This is a genomic window from Chitinophagales bacterium (assembly GCA_017303835.1).
Classification (GTDB): domain Bacteria; phylum Bacteroidota; class Bacteroidia; order Chitinophagales; family Chitinophagaceae; genus JAFLBI01.
The window spans coordinates 594,210-608,998 of the sequence record JAFLBI010000001.1 but is presented as its reverse complement, the minus strand read 5'-3'; the positions used below and the strand labels follow the sequence as shown (position 1 = coordinate 608,998).

General features: G+C 44.0%; 16 protein-coding genes and 1 tRNA gene. 10 read left to right on the top strand and 7 right to left on the bottom strand.

The genetic code is table 11. From position 1 onward, the window contains the following. Window positions 1-63 precede the first annotated feature (63 nt). From J0L83_02720 to J0L83_02710, 3 genes are read right to left on the bottom strand one after another with little or no spacing between them, the layout of a single operon-like run. Window positions 64-1,113 (bottom strand): ABC transporter permease, encoded by a 1,050-nt coding sequence (locus J0L83_02720; protein ID MBN8663457.1) that lies wholly within the window; start codon window positions 1,111-1,113, stop codon window positions 64-66. A gap of 2 nt (window positions 1,114-1,115) precedes the next feature. Continuing rightward, window positions 1,116-2,201: a DoxX family protein gene (locus tag J0L83_02715; GenBank protein MBN8663456.1), complete on the bottom strand. Its 1,086-nt coding sequence runs from the start codon at window positions 2,199-2,201 to the stop codon at window positions 1,116-1,118. A 1-nt stretch (window position 2,202) separates the two neighbouring features. Further along, the gene (locus J0L83_02710; GenBank protein ID MBN8663455.1) at window positions 2,203-2,748 is read right to left on the bottom strand and encodes a DUF1599 domain-containing protein; all 546 of its coding nucleotides are present in this window, start codon (window positions 2,746-2,748) and stop codon (window positions 2,203-2,205) included. A 48-nt stretch (window positions 2,749-2,796) separates the two neighbouring features. Here J0L83_02710 and folP point away from each other — a divergent pair, with 48 nt between their 5' ends. Beyond that, the gene (gene folP, locus J0L83_02705; GenBank protein MBN8663454.1) at window positions 2,797-3,627 is read left to right on the top strand and encodes a dihydropteroate synthase; all 831 of its coding nucleotides are present in this window, start codon (window positions 2,797-2,799) and stop codon (window positions 3,625-3,627) included. 51 nt (window positions 3,628-3,678) lie between these two features. On the opposite strand, the gene J0L83_02700 is transcribed toward folP, so the two are convergent. Continuing rightward, the gene (locus J0L83_02700) at window positions 3,679-4,599 is read right to left on the bottom strand and encodes an FKBP-type peptidyl-prolyl cis-trans isomerase (GenBank protein MBN8663453.1); all 921 of its coding nucleotides are present in this window, start codon (window positions 4,597-4,599) and stop codon (window positions 3,679-3,681) included. A 2-nt stretch (window positions 4,600-4,601) separates the two neighbouring features. Continuing rightward, on the bottom strand, window positions 4,602-5,615 hold the full coding sequence (locus J0L83_02695) for a DHH family phosphoesterase (protein MBN8663452.1): 1,014 nt from the start codon (window positions 5,613-5,615) through the stop codon (window positions 4,602-4,604). A 130-nt stretch (window positions 5,616-5,745) separates the two neighbouring features. On the opposite strand from J0L83_02695, the gene J0L83_02690 reads away from it, so the two are divergent. Next, a complete protein-coding gene (locus J0L83_02690) occupies window positions 5,746-6,162 on the top strand; it encodes a nucleoside-diphosphate kinase (GenBank protein MBN8663451.1) in 417 nt (138 codons plus the stop codon). A gap of 147 nt (window positions 6,163-6,309) precedes the next feature. Here J0L83_02690 and J0L83_02685 read toward each other — a convergent pair whose 3' ends face one another. Both J0L83_02685 and J0L83_02680 read right to left on the bottom strand, forming a co-directional pair. Then, the gene (locus J0L83_02685) at window positions 6,310-7,185 is read right to left on the bottom strand and encodes an outer membrane beta-barrel protein (GenBank protein ID MBN8663450.1); all 876 of its coding nucleotides are present in this window, start codon (window positions 7,183-7,185) and stop codon (window positions 6,310-6,312) included. A 656-nt stretch (window positions 7,186-7,841) separates the two neighbouring features. Further along, window positions 7,842-7,915 (bottom strand) — tRNA-Pro (locus J0L83_02680). A gap of 99 nt (window positions 7,916-8,014) precedes the next feature. Between J0L83_02680 and J0L83_02675 the strand changes: the two genes are divergently transcribed. The 8 genes from J0L83_02675 to J0L83_02640 are packed head-to-tail and all read left to right on the top strand — an operon-like array spanning window position 8,015 to window position 14,783. After that, window positions 8,015-9,280, top strand: a complete 1,266-nt coding sequence (locus tag J0L83_02675; GenBank protein MBN8663449.1) for a dihydroorotase — start codon at window positions 8,015-8,017, stop codon at window positions 9,278-9,280. A 6-nt stretch (window positions 9,281-9,286) separates the two neighbouring features. Further along, window positions 9,287-9,805 (top strand): DUF4199 family protein, encoded by a 519-nt coding sequence (locus J0L83_02670; GenBank protein MBN8663448.1) that lies wholly within the window; start codon window positions 9,287-9,289, stop codon window positions 9,803-9,805. A gap of 5 nt (window positions 9,806-9,810) precedes the next feature. Further along, a complete protein-coding gene (locus J0L83_02665; GenBank protein ID MBN8663447.1) occupies window positions 9,811-10,755 on the top strand; it encodes a glycosyltransferase family 2 protein in 945 nt (314 codons plus the stop codon). A gap of 16 nt (window positions 10,756-10,771) precedes the next feature. Further along, window positions 10,772-11,911, top strand: a complete 1,140-nt coding sequence (locus tag J0L83_02660; protein ID MBN8663446.1) for a glycosyltransferase — start codon at window positions 10,772-10,774, stop codon at window positions 11,909-11,911. Then, window positions 11,908-12,933, top strand: a complete 1,026-nt coding sequence (locus J0L83_02655) for a dehydrogenase (GenBank protein ID MBN8663445.1) — start codon at window positions 11,908-11,910, stop codon at window positions 12,931-12,933. The genes J0L83_02660 and J0L83_02655 overlap by 4 nt, the downstream gene beginning before the upstream one ends. Before the next feature lie 2 nt (window positions 12,934-12,935). Further along, on the top strand, window positions 12,936-13,511 hold the full coding sequence (locus tag J0L83_02650) for a D-sedoheptulose 7-phosphate isomerase (GenBank protein MBN8663444.1): 576 nt from the start codon (window positions 12,936-12,938) through the stop codon (window positions 13,509-13,511). Further along, entirely contained in the window at window positions 13,511-14,215 is a 705-nt protein-coding gene (locus tag J0L83_02645) for a nucleotidyltransferase family protein (GenBank protein ID MBN8663443.1), read from the top strand. Before J0L83_02650 ends, J0L83_02645 begins: the two co-directional genes overlap by 1 nt. Beyond that, complete coding sequence (locus tag J0L83_02640) at window positions 14,208-14,783, top strand: HAD-IIIA family hydrolase (protein MBN8663442.1); 576 nt, start codon at window positions 14,208-14,210, stop codon at window positions 14,781-14,783. The genes J0L83_02645 and J0L83_02640 overlap by 8 nt, the downstream gene beginning before the upstream one ends. Window positions 14,784-14,789: the final 6 nt, after the last annotated feature.

Genomic DNA, 14,789 nt, shown 5'->3' with positions numbered 1-14,789 from the left:
GGTGTGTGATTACCCTCAAGTTGAGGAAAGTTTCTGCAAAAAACCATGACAAAAGTCACAACCCTATTTCAACCTGATTCTAGGGTCTAACCAACCATAGAGCCAGTCGGCCAGTATATTGACTAGGATAAAACCTGAAGCCGTAAGCAACACACTACCCATAACAACTGGGAAATCCAATTTTTCTAAAGCATCAACGGTTACTTTACCTATTCCCTTCCAGCCGAAAATATACTCTACAAAAAAAGCTCCTGCTAAAAGTTCTGCAAACCAACCAGTTACAGCCGTAACCACAGGATTTAACGCGTTCCGCAACGCATGTTTCCAGATTACTTTGCTGCGCGATAAACCCTTGGCATAAGCAGTACGGATATAATCCTGTTTCAACACATCCAGCATCGCTGAACGAGTTAGCTGTGTTATGATAGCTAGTGGACGAATACCCAGGGTTAAGGCTGGCAGGATGAGGTTTTGCAAAGAAAGTTGTCTTCCTTCGAAAGGATCGGTTTCATACAAGCTGCCTGTCATGGGTAAGCCCGTGTATTGATGCCAGACAAAACCGAACAAATACGCGATGAGTATGCCCATAAAAAAAGATGGGGCAGAAATACCCAACACACTGGAAAACACGGCGCCAGTATCCAACCAACTGTCTTTGTTGGTTGCAGCAATAACGCCAAGGATAATACCGAGCACGGTTGCAAACAGCATAGCTGCAGCTGCCAATAATAAAGTGCCGGGTAATGCTTCCAACAAAACATCTGCAACCGGTTTTTTGGACTGGTATGATTGACGCAGATAAGGAAACTTGATCCCGAATTGCTGCTCGCCAGCACCAAAGAACCAGCCTCTTAATTGCTTTTGTTCAATTTCAGCTTTACTATGCACAGCAATAGGCGACACATCATTGAGGTATTGCAGCAGTTGAACAGATTTGGGTTGATCTAATACCAACTCTTTGCGGATATTCTTCAGTGTAGCACTATCCCCTGTTTGGCCGATCACCAATCTCGCCGGATCACCAAAACCTTGAAATAAAAAGAAAATGAGTAAGACCACGCCCAACAAAACAAGGCAACCGTAGAACAATTTTCTAGCAAGGTAGCGCAGCATGGTTATGGATTGGGTTGAATCAGATTCGCAGCATCTGCCAAAGCACGCTTGCCTTCAATTAAAGCGCCGCGCATTTTGAATAAGGTAGGATTTACCCTCGCCGCTGTTTTGATGACGGTTGCATCCGCTTTCAAAATATGTGCAGGACCTGCATACTGTAAGGCTGCATCTACATCTGCAGACACCAACCACCATTGTTGATCTGTACCTGTGAGTGATTGTATCAAATCACGCAAAGCTTGCGTGTCATTTACTGACGCATCTTTCATGAAAAGCAGATAATACGGCTGTATGAACTGAAACAGTTTTTGTGTTGTATCTGTATTACTTAGCGTATATAAACTAAAATCGGTAATTGGCGGCACTGCATCACCTTTACGGATGATGACATCCATTCTGTCGAGAAAGACATAAGTACTATCGAAATCATCCGGAAAATGTTCGGCATCAAAACTAAGTTCTTTGCCATTTTTAGCGTAACGATACATGATACTTATACTATCCGGCATCGAACCATCTGGACGCTGCATTTGCTGCAGAATATTGTTTCCTTTTTTATACGGTAGACAATCCACGAAAGGCAAATGCTTCAGCACAAATACCTGTGCCCAAGCACTGAACACAAAAGCCAATGCAATCAGCATGACAGATGTGCGCGTTTGAAACCGGGAAGCATAAGGCATTTTGAAGAACAAAAGAATCAAGCAAAGCAAGACTAAATCTTTTCCAAAAGACATGGCAGGCGTTAATGGCAAACAATCGCCGAAGCAGCCACAGGTCTTGATCTTACCCGAGAATAACGCATAACCTGTAAGAAATGTAAATACTACAATGAGCAACAACAGCAGCCAGTTGAATAATTTCTGCTGCCATCCTGTGATCACCGCAACACCGGCCACCACTTCAAAAATATTCATAACAATGGCCAGCCAAAGTGTATAATCGTGTAAGCCATGCCAGCCCCAGACCTCAAAAAATTCCTGCATCTTGTAACTCAAACCTGCGGGATCGTTCACTTTCACCAAGCCTGATACAATGAACAAGAGCCCAACCAGCCAACGGAGTGCTATGTTCAGTACCTGCAGCATATCAATGTTTGCCCTCCTCCATCAGGATCAATGCAAACACAGCATAATTGATAATATCTATGTAATTGGCATCAATACCCTCGCTGATCAGGGTTTTACCATTATTACTCAGAATCTGTTTGATGCGGAGCAATTTCACTAAAATCAAATCCGCAAAACTTTGCTGGCTCATATCGCGCCATGCTTCACCATAATCATGGTTTTTGTCCAGCATCGTTGATTTAGCCTGACCAATGTATTGCTCATACCAGGCATTCACTTGGGCAACTGCCACATCTTCCACTGCAGGTTTATTGAGCGCAAGTTGAATGAGTCCGATTACACCATAATTGATGATGCCTTTGAATTCAGAAGCAATATCATCTCCTACTAGTTGTACTCCCTTATCCTGTATGGTTCTGATGCGTAATGCTTTGATGAAAATCTGGTCTACCACTGAGATGGTGCGCAGTACGCGCCAGGATGTACCGTAATCCGTGGTTTTTTTGATAAATATATCTTTACAGGAAGCGACTGCCTTATCGTATTGATTATTGGTATTGCTCATCTTTACCTTGCTATCTTTGAACCCTCGCAATATACTTGAATACCTGCAATGTTAACACTCAACTGTAAAGGCCGTTTATTGACACTGGATAAACCAGTTGTGATGGGCATCATCAATACCACACCTGATTCCTTTTATGCAGGAAGCAGGCATACCGCTTTGGCGGAAGTGGTAACAACAGCCCAGCAGATGCTGGCGGATGGTGCAACAATTTTGGATCTTGGCGGACAAAGCACCAGGCCTGGCAGCGAACAGATTGGCGTAAATGCGGAAATCGATCGTGTAGTACCGGCTATTGAAGCGGTGCACAAAGTTTTTCCGGAAGCCTTCATTTCTGTGGACACTTACCATGCAGCAGTTGCAAAAGCAGCTATGGCGGCGGGTGCCAGTATCGTGAATGATATCAGCGGTGGTCTGCTAGATCAGGAAATGTTGGGTACTGTTGCAGATTTGCAGGCACCTTATGTCTGCATGCATATGCAAGGCAATCCAGCAAACATGCAGCAAAATCCACAATACAGCAATGTTGTAACAGAAGTACTTGACTTTTTCATTCAACAGGTTGCACACTGCAGGCAAGCTGGCATTAAGGATGTGATCATCGACCCAGGTTTTGGCTTTGGTAAAACCATACAGCACAATTTTCAATTATTGAAACAATTACAGGCATTTCAAATGTTGGGTTGTCCGCTTTTGCTTGGCGTATCGAGGAAATCTACAATTTACAAGACTTTAAATACAACAGCTGCAGCAGCTTTGAATGGCACTACTGTATTAAACACCATTGGTCTTATGCATGGCGCACGAATATTGCGTGTACACGATGTGCGGGAAGCAGTTGAAGCAATACAACTCTATACTGCTATGCAGCAGGCATAAAAAATCCCCCCACAAAAACTGTGAGGGGATAAATTTCTTATGCTTAGCAAATTAGTTTCTTGGAAGAACCGGAATTGCCTGAGGAGCAGGCGGAGGACCTTGCTTCACATCTGTTACTTCAATATCAAAAGCCAGATTGCTGTAAGCAGGGATTACTGGGGGTGAACCCTGTGGACCATAGGCATTCATAGAAGGTACATAGATCGTACCCTTACCACCCTTTCCAAAATATTTTAAGGCCAGTTCCCAACCACGGATAACAGAACCTGTACCAACGTTTACATCATAAGGTTGTTGGTTAGGATTCTTTTCCTTGCTCATGTTAGAATCGAATTCCTTACCGGCATCTTTACCATCAGCAAGGTATCCTTTGTAGAAAACACTAGCTGTTTTACCGGCAACTGCTTTAGTTGTATCCCCTGCAGTTTTCAGCACAACTACAACACCTGCTGTATCCTTGATATATTTTTCGCCCTTTTTCTCAGCTACTTTAACCAAAGCATCCATTTCGCGATCACGCTGTGCAAGTACCTCTTTTTGATAGTCGGCCATCATTTCAGCTTCTGTTGCGAAAACTTTGATAAACTCAGCTTTTCCGGTAATCATGCCACCTTTAGGGAAAGTTGCATTGTATTCAATAGCACCCATGTTCTTCAGGGTATCATTGCTCAGTTTGAAATCAACTACATCACCCACTGCACAGAGCATCAGAATTTCAGTGAAATTATGTTTGGTAAGACGTCCAGAATCAATCATAAAGTAAGCGGGTACTTTACCGAATGAACTGTTCAACACAGTATCTTTTTCAGGAATGGCAAAGCTGATATTGAATTTTACAAACTGACCATGCTTCAGCTTTTCTTTACTGCTGCCATGCGTGATCTTATACACCATACCGGATGGTGCTTTTTCGTACTGAGAGCAGGATGCCAGAAGCAAAGCTGCTGCAAGAAAACCCAGGATGTTTCTCATTGTTATGATTGTAATTGTGATTGATACTGTTGTATAACTTCTTTAAACTTCTGAACGGTTTGATCCAGACTATCGCTGCTTCTGCCTCCAGCCGCATTGAAATGGCCACCACCTTCAAAATGTTCTCTGGCAAATGTATTCACATCGAAGTCGCCTTTACTGCGAAAACTCCACTTTCTTTCCTCATCCCTGTCGATACAAATTGCACCCAGCTTAATACCTTGAATCGTCAGTAAGTAGTTGACCAAACCCTCAGTGTCGCCGGTTTTGATATCGAAACGCTTTAAATCACCCTTGGGAATATACATCAAAGCGGTGTTGAGCTCATAGATTACTTCCATTCTGTTCAACAAAGCATGGCCAATAAAGCGGAGCCTGTTTTCCAGAAAATTATCATAGATAGCCTCGTGAATTTGTGTGTGATTAATACCGGTTTCCTTCAGGCGGGCCACCATATGGTGCACTGAAGCCTTGGTAGAGGGAAAACGAAAGGAACCTGTATCCGTCATAACACCCGTGTACAAACATGTGGCAATGTCCTGATTTAGGATAGCCTCATGGCCAGAATCCACGATAAAGTCGTAGACCATTTCGCAGGTGGAGCTTTTACCGGTATCGCTGATGCCGTAGGCAAAAGCTTCAACTTGTGGCTGTTGGTGATGGTCGATGAGGATACGGGAACCAGTAGCCAATTCCAGCACTTTTTCCATATGCTTGGTTCTATGTAACGTATTGAAATCCAAGCAAAATATCCAGTCTGCCGCATTTACTACTTTAATTGCCTTTTCCCTACCAGCTTCAAAATCGAGTACATGATCTGTGCCAGGAAGCCAATCCAGAAAATCGGCCCAGTTGGTTGGAGAAATAACGGTTACATAATGCCCGAGTTGCACCAGGAAATGATACAAACCCAGGGAAGAACCCATTGCATCGCCATCTGGCTTTTGGTGTGTAGTGATGACTACTTTTTTGGGAGCGCCCTTCAGATGCGGAAAAAACGATTGTATTGATTGCATAAAGCGTCGCAAAAATGTGTTTTTCAGGCCAATCGGTGAAATTTAGTTATGAATTTCATCAGGAAAACGCAGGGAACTTTTGACAGCGGAATGATTTCAGTTACCTTTGCACTCCGAAATAAAAGCCGTTATGAGTAACAGAACATTTACGATGATTAAGCCCGATGCAACCGGGAAAGGACACACAGGTGCGATTTTAAATGATATCCTGGCTGCAGGATTCAGCATCAAAGCCATGAAATGGACCCGCCTTACAAAAGAGCAGGCCGGCGAATTCTATGCTATCCACAAGGAGCGCCCTTTCTTTGGTGAGCTGGTTGACTTCATGAGCAGTGGTCCAATTGTAGCTGCCATCCTGGAAAAAGAGAACGCAGTTGCTGATTTCAGAACACTGATTGGTGCTACCAACCCAGCAAATGCTGCAGAGGGTACTATCCGCAAGAAGTATGCTGCTTCTGTTGGTGAGAATGCCGTACATGGTAGTGATAGTGATGAGAACGCCATCATTGAGGGCGATTTCTTCTTCTCTAAGCTGGAGCGCTTCTAATTTGTCATATTAGCGTCAAATTCATACAGTGCCTCAACCGCCAATGCCCTCATGCGTTAATTAATGTATCATGAGTGCTTAAGGGTTTAGGTTTAAGAAAAAGGTCTTCGTTTGAAGACCTTTTTCTATTATGATGCATTTGAATAATTAAAGTACATATCTGGGATTGCGCACCCTGCGTCTGCCATATCCACTTGATCCGTAGAAATCCAGATCGCCGCCAATGCTCCAGTTTGTTAAGCGATAAGAAAAGGTGAACTGGAATGAATAAAAAGCATCATCGCCTTTAGGATTACCTCTTGGTCTGCTTACGCCTGGAAAAGGTTTTCCCAATTCAGTTCCTCTATAGGAAAGGTCTAAACGATACTTATTTGGATCAGGATTGATGCCAGTTTGCAAGAAATCAGGATACTTACCACTAACATCATCCAGATAATCGGTAAATAACTTTCGGAAAATAAATTCAGCACCAACACTGATTTCATCTGTAAGCTCATAACGCACACCCGCACCCAAACTCAGATTCAATCCTACCCTTTTGTATGGTGCCGGATTACCTGCCAAGCCCTGTCCTTCAGTGTTCCATTGCCAAAGCTTTACTTTCTGACCATTGGCATCAATTGTAGTAGGACTAAAACCAAATACCCCACCACCAGCTACCACATATGGCACCAAAAAATATTCTTCTCTAGAAACAAAATCATACTCAGCCAGCAGAGAGGTTTCCCAGATGTTTGATTTAAAACTCAGGTTGCGGTCTTTAAGATCCTGCCTTTTATTAAAGCGATCATCGCCCTTGGCACCTAAAATGGCTAAGCCAAGTCGGGCACGCAGTTTCATTTTGAGGTCATACGTAGCACTCAGATTCAGTGCCGGCACAATATCCTGCATAATGGGTGTACCCTGAATCAGGTCACCGTAATAGGCACTAAAGCCCAATCCACCGGATACGCGTACACGTTGTGCACCGGCTGCAAAGGATACACATACCGCTAAAACCAATATCAGTCGCTTCAATTTCATCGTGTAGCGTAAAAATAGCTATTTATATGAAAAAGCATCACTTACGGTTGCTTTTATAACATAATACTCATGAATGGGTATAACAAATTAGTCGAAATACATGCGTTACGCTGAACGCTTAATGCTAAAAGCCTTTTGGCTATGAATATTGACTTTCCCTCCAAGCTGCGCTCGCTTGATAGATTAGCTGCGCTGCAATGACGCTAAGGGCCTAATGCTGAAAGCGAAACGTTTAATGCTGATTGCTTTTCCTCTTTTTGCTTTTGCCCTGCCTACGCCGAGGCTTCGGCAGGCAGGCTTTTGACTTTCCCACCAAGCTGTGCTCGCTTGATGGATTAGCTGCGCTGCAATGCGGCTGAGGGCTTAAGGCTGAAAGCTAAACACTTAATGCTGAACCCTTTTCCACTTTTTGCTTTTGCCCTGCCTACGCCGAGGCTTCGGCAGGCAGGCTTTTGACTTTTGACTTTCCCTTAAGCTGTGCTCGCTTGATGGATTAGCTGCGCTGCAATGCGGCTGAGGGCTTAAGGCTGAAAGCTAAACACTTAATGCTGAACCCTTTTCCACTTTTTGCTTTTGACTTTTGACTTTTGACTTTCCTAAGCTGTGCTCGCTTGAAATGCAAAAACCTCAGCATAACTGCCGAGGTTTTTGTTGTGTCGGGTGGACTGGATTCGAACCAGCGACCCCTTGCACCCCATACAAGTGCGCTACCGGGCTGCGCCACCACCCGAAACCCGAATACATCAATGATGTCTTCGCTTTGGGGCTGCAAATATAGGGGTCATAAGAAATTTTAAGGCTATATTGCACGAAAATTACTGCCCCATTCATGAAAATCCTTATCAGACAGGCGCTCATCGCTGACACTGATTCTCCCTTTCACCAACAAGCACAGGATATTCTCATTGAAAACGGTATCATTACTCAAATCGGTCAGTCATTGTCCGATGCAGATGCACATGTAATCAACCACGATACCCTTTGTGTTTCTCCAGGTTGGATCGATTCATTCGCTGATTTTGCAGACCCCGGTCAGGAATTTCGTGAAACCATTGCAACGGGTACTGCTGCCGCAGCAGCAGGTGGTTATACAACTGCTTTATTGGTACCAAACACACAACCTGCTGTTCAAAATAAAACCCAGGTTGAATACATCATTCATCAATCCAAACACCTACCCTGCGAAGCCCTGCCAATGGGTGCTATCACCAAAAACATTGAAGGCAAAGAGCTCGCAGAAATGTATGATATGCGCATGAGTGGTGCCGCTGCTTTTACAGACGGTCACAAACCAGTACAAACAGCCGGTCTCCTGCTCAAAGCCATGCAATATGTAAAAGCATTTGATGGCGTTGTTGTACAAGTACCAGACGATAGTAGTATCGGCACACATGGCTTAATGCATGAAGGCATCATCTCTACCCAACTCGGTCTGCCCGGCAAACCCATGCTTGCCGAAGAAATCATCGTTGCAAGAGATCTTGCATTATTAAGGTATACACAATCCCGTTTACATATCACCGGCATCAGCTCACATGCAGCAGTTGAACTGGTGAAAGCTGCTAAAGCAGAAGGCCTACAAGTAACTTGCGCTGTAACACCTTATCACCTGCTTTTCTGCGATGAGGATGTACAGGGCTATAACACAAGCTTGAAAGTAAACCCGCCTTTACGCACCAAAGCAGATATGCTATACCTGCGCGAAGCATTGAAAGCAGGCCATATTGATTCCATTGCGTCTCATCATTTACCGCAAGATTGGGATCACAAAACCTGTGAATTTGAATATGCCAAAAACGGGATGATTACTTTACAAACTGCTTTTGCCATGGTCATGGAAGCCATTCCTGATTTGAACGCTGAACTAATCAGTCGAATCTTTTCGAGCAATGCGCGTAATATTTTCCGTTTACCTGCAACCAATATTGCCGTTGGTGCACAAGCCAACCTTACTTTGTTCACAATGAATAACAGTACTACCCTAACCACTGCCAACAACCTAAGCAGATCGGCCAATAGTGCTGTACTCAACAGAACATTGAAAGGAAAAGTGATTGGCACCATCAGAAATACATTTCATCACTTCAACCCCTAACGCATTATGGAAAATCAAGTAACTACACACGCATTCAAAGGATTATTGATTGCATTGGTGTTAATCGTTTTAAGTTTAGTCGGTCAGTTTGCCAACCTACAATTTGAAAAATGGTGGGGCTATATTAACTGGGCCATCATGGTAGGTGCATTCATTGGATCTGTGATCTATTACGGTAAGCAGAAAAATAACGATGTTACTTTCGGCGAACTCTTTACACATGGCTTTAAAACCACTGCAGTAACAGCCGTTGTTGTATTCGTTTATACAGTTCTGTCTGTATACGTGATCTTCCCAGATCAATTGGATAAGATGTGGGAGAAAGGCGTAGAAGAAGCATTGAAAGGTGGTAAAGTAACTGCAGAACAAATGGAACAAGGCGCTGCTATTGGTCGCAAAATCATGACTGTAACCGTGCTGGCCGGCTCACTGGTAGGCACACTGATCATTGGTACTGTAGGTTCACTGATTGGCGCAGGTGCAGCCAAGAAAAACCCAGCCCCTACTCCTTTTGAACAACAATAATTGGAATGGATCTTTCGATTGTCATACCCGCATTCAACGAAGCTGAGTCATTACCCGAACTCTGTGCATGGATTGACCGAGTAGTAAAAGAACACAGTTTACGTACAGAAATCATCATCATTGATGATGGTAGTACAGACGATACTTGGGACACCGTTGTGCACTTATCCAAAACACAGCCTGCTGTGCATGGTATCCGCTTTCAGCGCAACTATGGCAAGTCTGCTGCACTGAACGAAGGTTTTAAAGCAGCCAAGGGCGATGTGATCATCACCATGGATGCAGATATGCAAGACTCACCAGATGAAATTCCCGCACTGCGTAACATGATCATCAACGATGGTTATGACCTGGTCAGCGGCTGGAAGAAAAAGCGGTACGACAATACGCTCACCAAAAACATTCCTTCGAAGATATTCAATGCCACTGCCCGTCAGGTCAGTGGCATCTATTTGCACGATTTCAATTGCGGCCTCAAAGCCTATAAAAAGAAAGTCGTGAAAAGCATTGAAGTCTTTGGTGAAATGCACCGTTATATTCCCGTCCTCGCTAAATGGGCCGGCTTCCGCAAGATTGGTGAGAAAGTAGTTGAACACCGTGCCCGCAAATACGGCACTACTAAATTTGGCTGGGAAAGATTCATTAATGGGTTCTTAGATCTACTCACCATTACCTTCATCAGCAAATTCGGCAAACGCCCCATGCACTTCTTTGGATTGTATGGCACACTTGCGTTCGGCGTAGGTTTACTGATGAGTATTTACCTGATTGTAGCCAAATTCACTGCTACGGATTTTTCGCTCACCAACCGCCCGGCATTCTATTTGGCGCTTGTGTCGATGATACTTGGTATGCAACTCTTTCTGGCAGGCTTTATTGCAGAACTACTCACCAGAAATGCACCGGAAAGAAATCACTACCTGATCGAATCCAACATTGGATGGGATTAGTGCAGATATTTGCACCATGTCTTCACCAAAAGCCATCATCATTGGTCCTGCACACCCGCTCAGAGGCGGACTAGCTTCCTTTGATGAACGTTTAGCCCGACAGTTCACTGCGGAAGGGTTTGATACAATCATCTATACCTTCTCCTTACAGTATCCCAACTTCTTATTTCCGGGTACCACACAGTATTCATCCGAACCAGCACCAACAGATATCAAGATTCGAGTGCGCATCAATTCCATCAATCCATTCAATTGGATCAGCGTGGGTAATGAATTGCGTCAACTCAAACCAGCCATCATCGTCATTCGTTACTGGCTACCTTTTATGGGTCCTTGCTTGGGTACTATTCTTCGACTGGTTCGTTTGAACAAGCATACTCGAATTATCGCGATAGCTGATAATGTGCAACCACACGAAAAAAGACCGGGCGATACCCTTTTCACCAAATACTGTTTTGGTGCCGTGCATGCATTTGTGACCATGAGTGAAAAAGTGATGGGCGACTTGCGCAAATTCACGCAGAAACCTGCCGAACAAGTGGTGCATCCACTCTACGATAATTTTGGTGAAGCATTGGATAAAACAAATGCGCGCAGGCATTTACAATTACCAGTCAACGACAAAATTATTTTATTCTTTGGCTTTATCCGCAACTATAAGGGTTTGGACATTTTGCTCGAAGCCATGGGTACTAGCCTGATGAAAAACAGTGGCATTAAACTAATGGTCGCCGGTGAGTTTTATGAAGACCGTAGTTCCTATGATGCCATCATTGAAAAACACCAGTTACAAGATCAACTCATTTTGCGCACCGATTTCATTGCCGACAGTGAAGTGAAATACTATTTGAGCGCAGCTGATTTCGTGATACAGCCCTATCGCAACGCCACACAAAGCGGCGTAACGCCTTTGGCATACCATTTTGAAAAACCCATGCTGGTCACCAATGTTGGTGGCCTACCCGCCTTAGTGCCGGATGGTGAAGTTGGTCTGGTTGCCGAGCCCAACCCTGACAGTATTGCCCAGAAGATTCTAGGGCTCTATCAATTAGGAGAAGCCCATTTTTTGCCGCATCTTCGTGAAGCAAAAAAACAATACAGCTGGCAGAAACTGGTGCAAACCATCACCCGTTTGGCCGGTGTTTCGGCATCATGATTTACAGAAGCAAAGCACCTCTTAGAATTGGATTGGCTGGCGGCGGCACAGATGTGAGTCCCTACAGCGATACATTTGGTGGCGCCATCTTGAACGCAACCATTTCGCTCTATGCCTATGCCCATATTGAACCCATTGCAGAGAATGGCATTATCCTACAAGCTTTAGACAGAAAAGAAGAAGAACGCCATGAATGGATGAACCAATTACCGATTAACGGTCATCTGGATTTACTCAAAGGCGTGTACAACCGTATTCAGCAGGATTATGGCTTGCCCATGACCAATTTCAAACTCTCTACCTATGTGGATGTACCTGCAGGAAGTGGATTGGGTACATCGAGCACATTGGTTGTAGCGATACTCGGTGCTTTCACCGAAATGCTGAAACTGCCCTTGGGCGATTATGATATTGCACATTACGCTTACGAAATAGAAAGAAAGGATCTGGCATTGGCCGGTGGCAAACAAGACCAGTATGCAGCAACTTTCGGCGGTGTGAATTTCATGGAGTTTTATGGCGATGATAAAGTGATTGTAAACCCACTGCGCATTCGTCAGGAATATTTGAATGAGTTAGAAAATAATCTCCTCCTCTATTTCACTGCTACCAGCAGAGAATCTGCCACTATTATCAAAGAGCAGCAGAAAAATGTGCTCAATAAGAATGAAAGTTCTGTTGATGCTATGCACCATTTGAAAGAGCAATCTAAAATGATGAAGGAAGCTTTGCTCAAAGGCCGTATTCATGAAGTGGGTGAGATTCTTGATTATGGTTTTCAGCAGAAGCGTAAAATGGCTAATAATATTTCCAACAACCTGATTGAAGATATTTATAGCGCAGCCAAGAAAGCAGGTGCAACCGGCGGCAAGATCAGCGGTGCGGGCGGTGGCGGTTTCATGACCTTCTATTGCCCCGGCAATACACGTTATGCAGTTGCCGAAACTTTACAGAAATTTGGCGGCGAAATCAGGCCTTATCAATTTACACAACACGGGCTCACTACCTGGACAACCCAATAGCTATGCAATCAACCATTCAATCCATCATACAAGCTTCAATAGACACCAAGCAACAGGTATTGCATGATCCTGTTATGCTTAAGTCCATTGAGGAATGTGTCAATATCATCACACAAACTTTTGCAGCTGGTAAACGCGTTTGGTTTTGTGGCAATGGCGGCAGTGCTGCTGATGCACAACATCTGGCAGCAGAGTTTTCAGGCCGCTTTTATAAAAACAGAAAAGCACTACCTGCTGAAGCATTGCACTGCAATACCTCCTATCTCACCGCCGTAGCCAATGATTACAGCTATGATGATATCTATGCGCGTTTGGTGGATGGCATTACCGATGCAGGCGATGTACTCATCGGCTTTAGTACTTCCGGCAATTCTGCCAATGTGCTGAAAGCATTTGAAGTAGCAAGAGAAAAAGAATTGATCACCATCGGTTTTACTGGCGCAAGTGGTGGTAAAATGCGCGAGCTGAGTCATTTTCTCATCAATGTACCTTCCAATGATACCCCGCGTATTCAGGAAAGCCATATCCTGATCGGTCATATCATCTGCGAATTAGTAGAAGCCAAATTATTCATGTAATGCCTGTACAAGAAGCCATTATTCTGGCTGGGGGACTCGGTACGCGTTTACGCAGCGCCGTTCCTGATTTACCCAAATGCATGGCGCCGGTAAATGGCTTACCCTTTGTGCATTATGTGATTCGTTACCTGCAAGCACAAGGCATTCAACAATTCATTTTTGCTTTGGGCTATAAGCACGAAGCTTTCTTCGATTTTCTGCAAGAAGCCCTACCCGATGGCAATTACACATACACCATTGAAGAAACACCACTCGGGACGGGCGGTGGTATTCGCTTAGCATGCAATAAAGCAAAGACAGATACAGTATTGGTGACGAATGGTGATACTTTATTCAGAGGAGAGCTATCACAACTATATAAGCAACACCAAGCCAACAATGCAAGCTGTACACTCAGCCTTAAGCCCATGCAAGATTTTGATCGCTACGGTGTGGTTGAAACAGATGCAACAGGAAAAGTAACTGCTTTTAAAGAGAAGCAATACTATGCTGTGGGACAAATTAACGCAGGCATGTATCTGTTGCAAAGAAAGGATTGGATCCAACTACCCTTTCCTGAAAAGTTTTCTTTTGAGAAAGATTATTTAGAAACCTATTGTGGGCAATCTGCCATTTATGGACTGGCACAAGATGCTTACTTTATTGATATTGGCATACCCGAAGATTTTCAACGCGCACAAACTGAATTAATTCCCTATGCTTGATCTGCAACAAATTGATAAAAGCTGGACTCTGTTTCTCGACCGCGATGGTGTGATCAACCACGAGAAAAAAGAAGACTATATCCTGAACTGGAATGAATTTCAATTCTACGATGGCGTACCCAAAGCAGTTGCTACGCTAAACCGAAACTTTGGCAAGACCATTATGGTCACCAATCAGAAAGGTGTGGGCAAAGGCGTGATGAGCCTGGATGACCTGCACCATATTCATGACAATATGCAGTTGGCGATTGTACAAGCCGGCGGACATATTGACCGCATCTTTTTCTGTACAGATCTGAATGATGATTCATTCTATCGAAAACCAAATCCCGGCATGGCTTTTAGTGCCAAGGGCGAGTTTCCGGAGATTGACTTAAGTAAAAGCCTGATTGTAGGTAATAAACTCAGTGATATGCGTTTCGGTCGCAATGCAGGCATGTACACTGTATTTGTGGCCACTACCAACCCAGATACAGCATTTCCGCATCCTGACATTGATCTGCGCTTTGACAACCTGCCTGCTTTCGCTGCAGCCTTTAATAAAATCATAAATCCCGAAAACAACTGATGCACC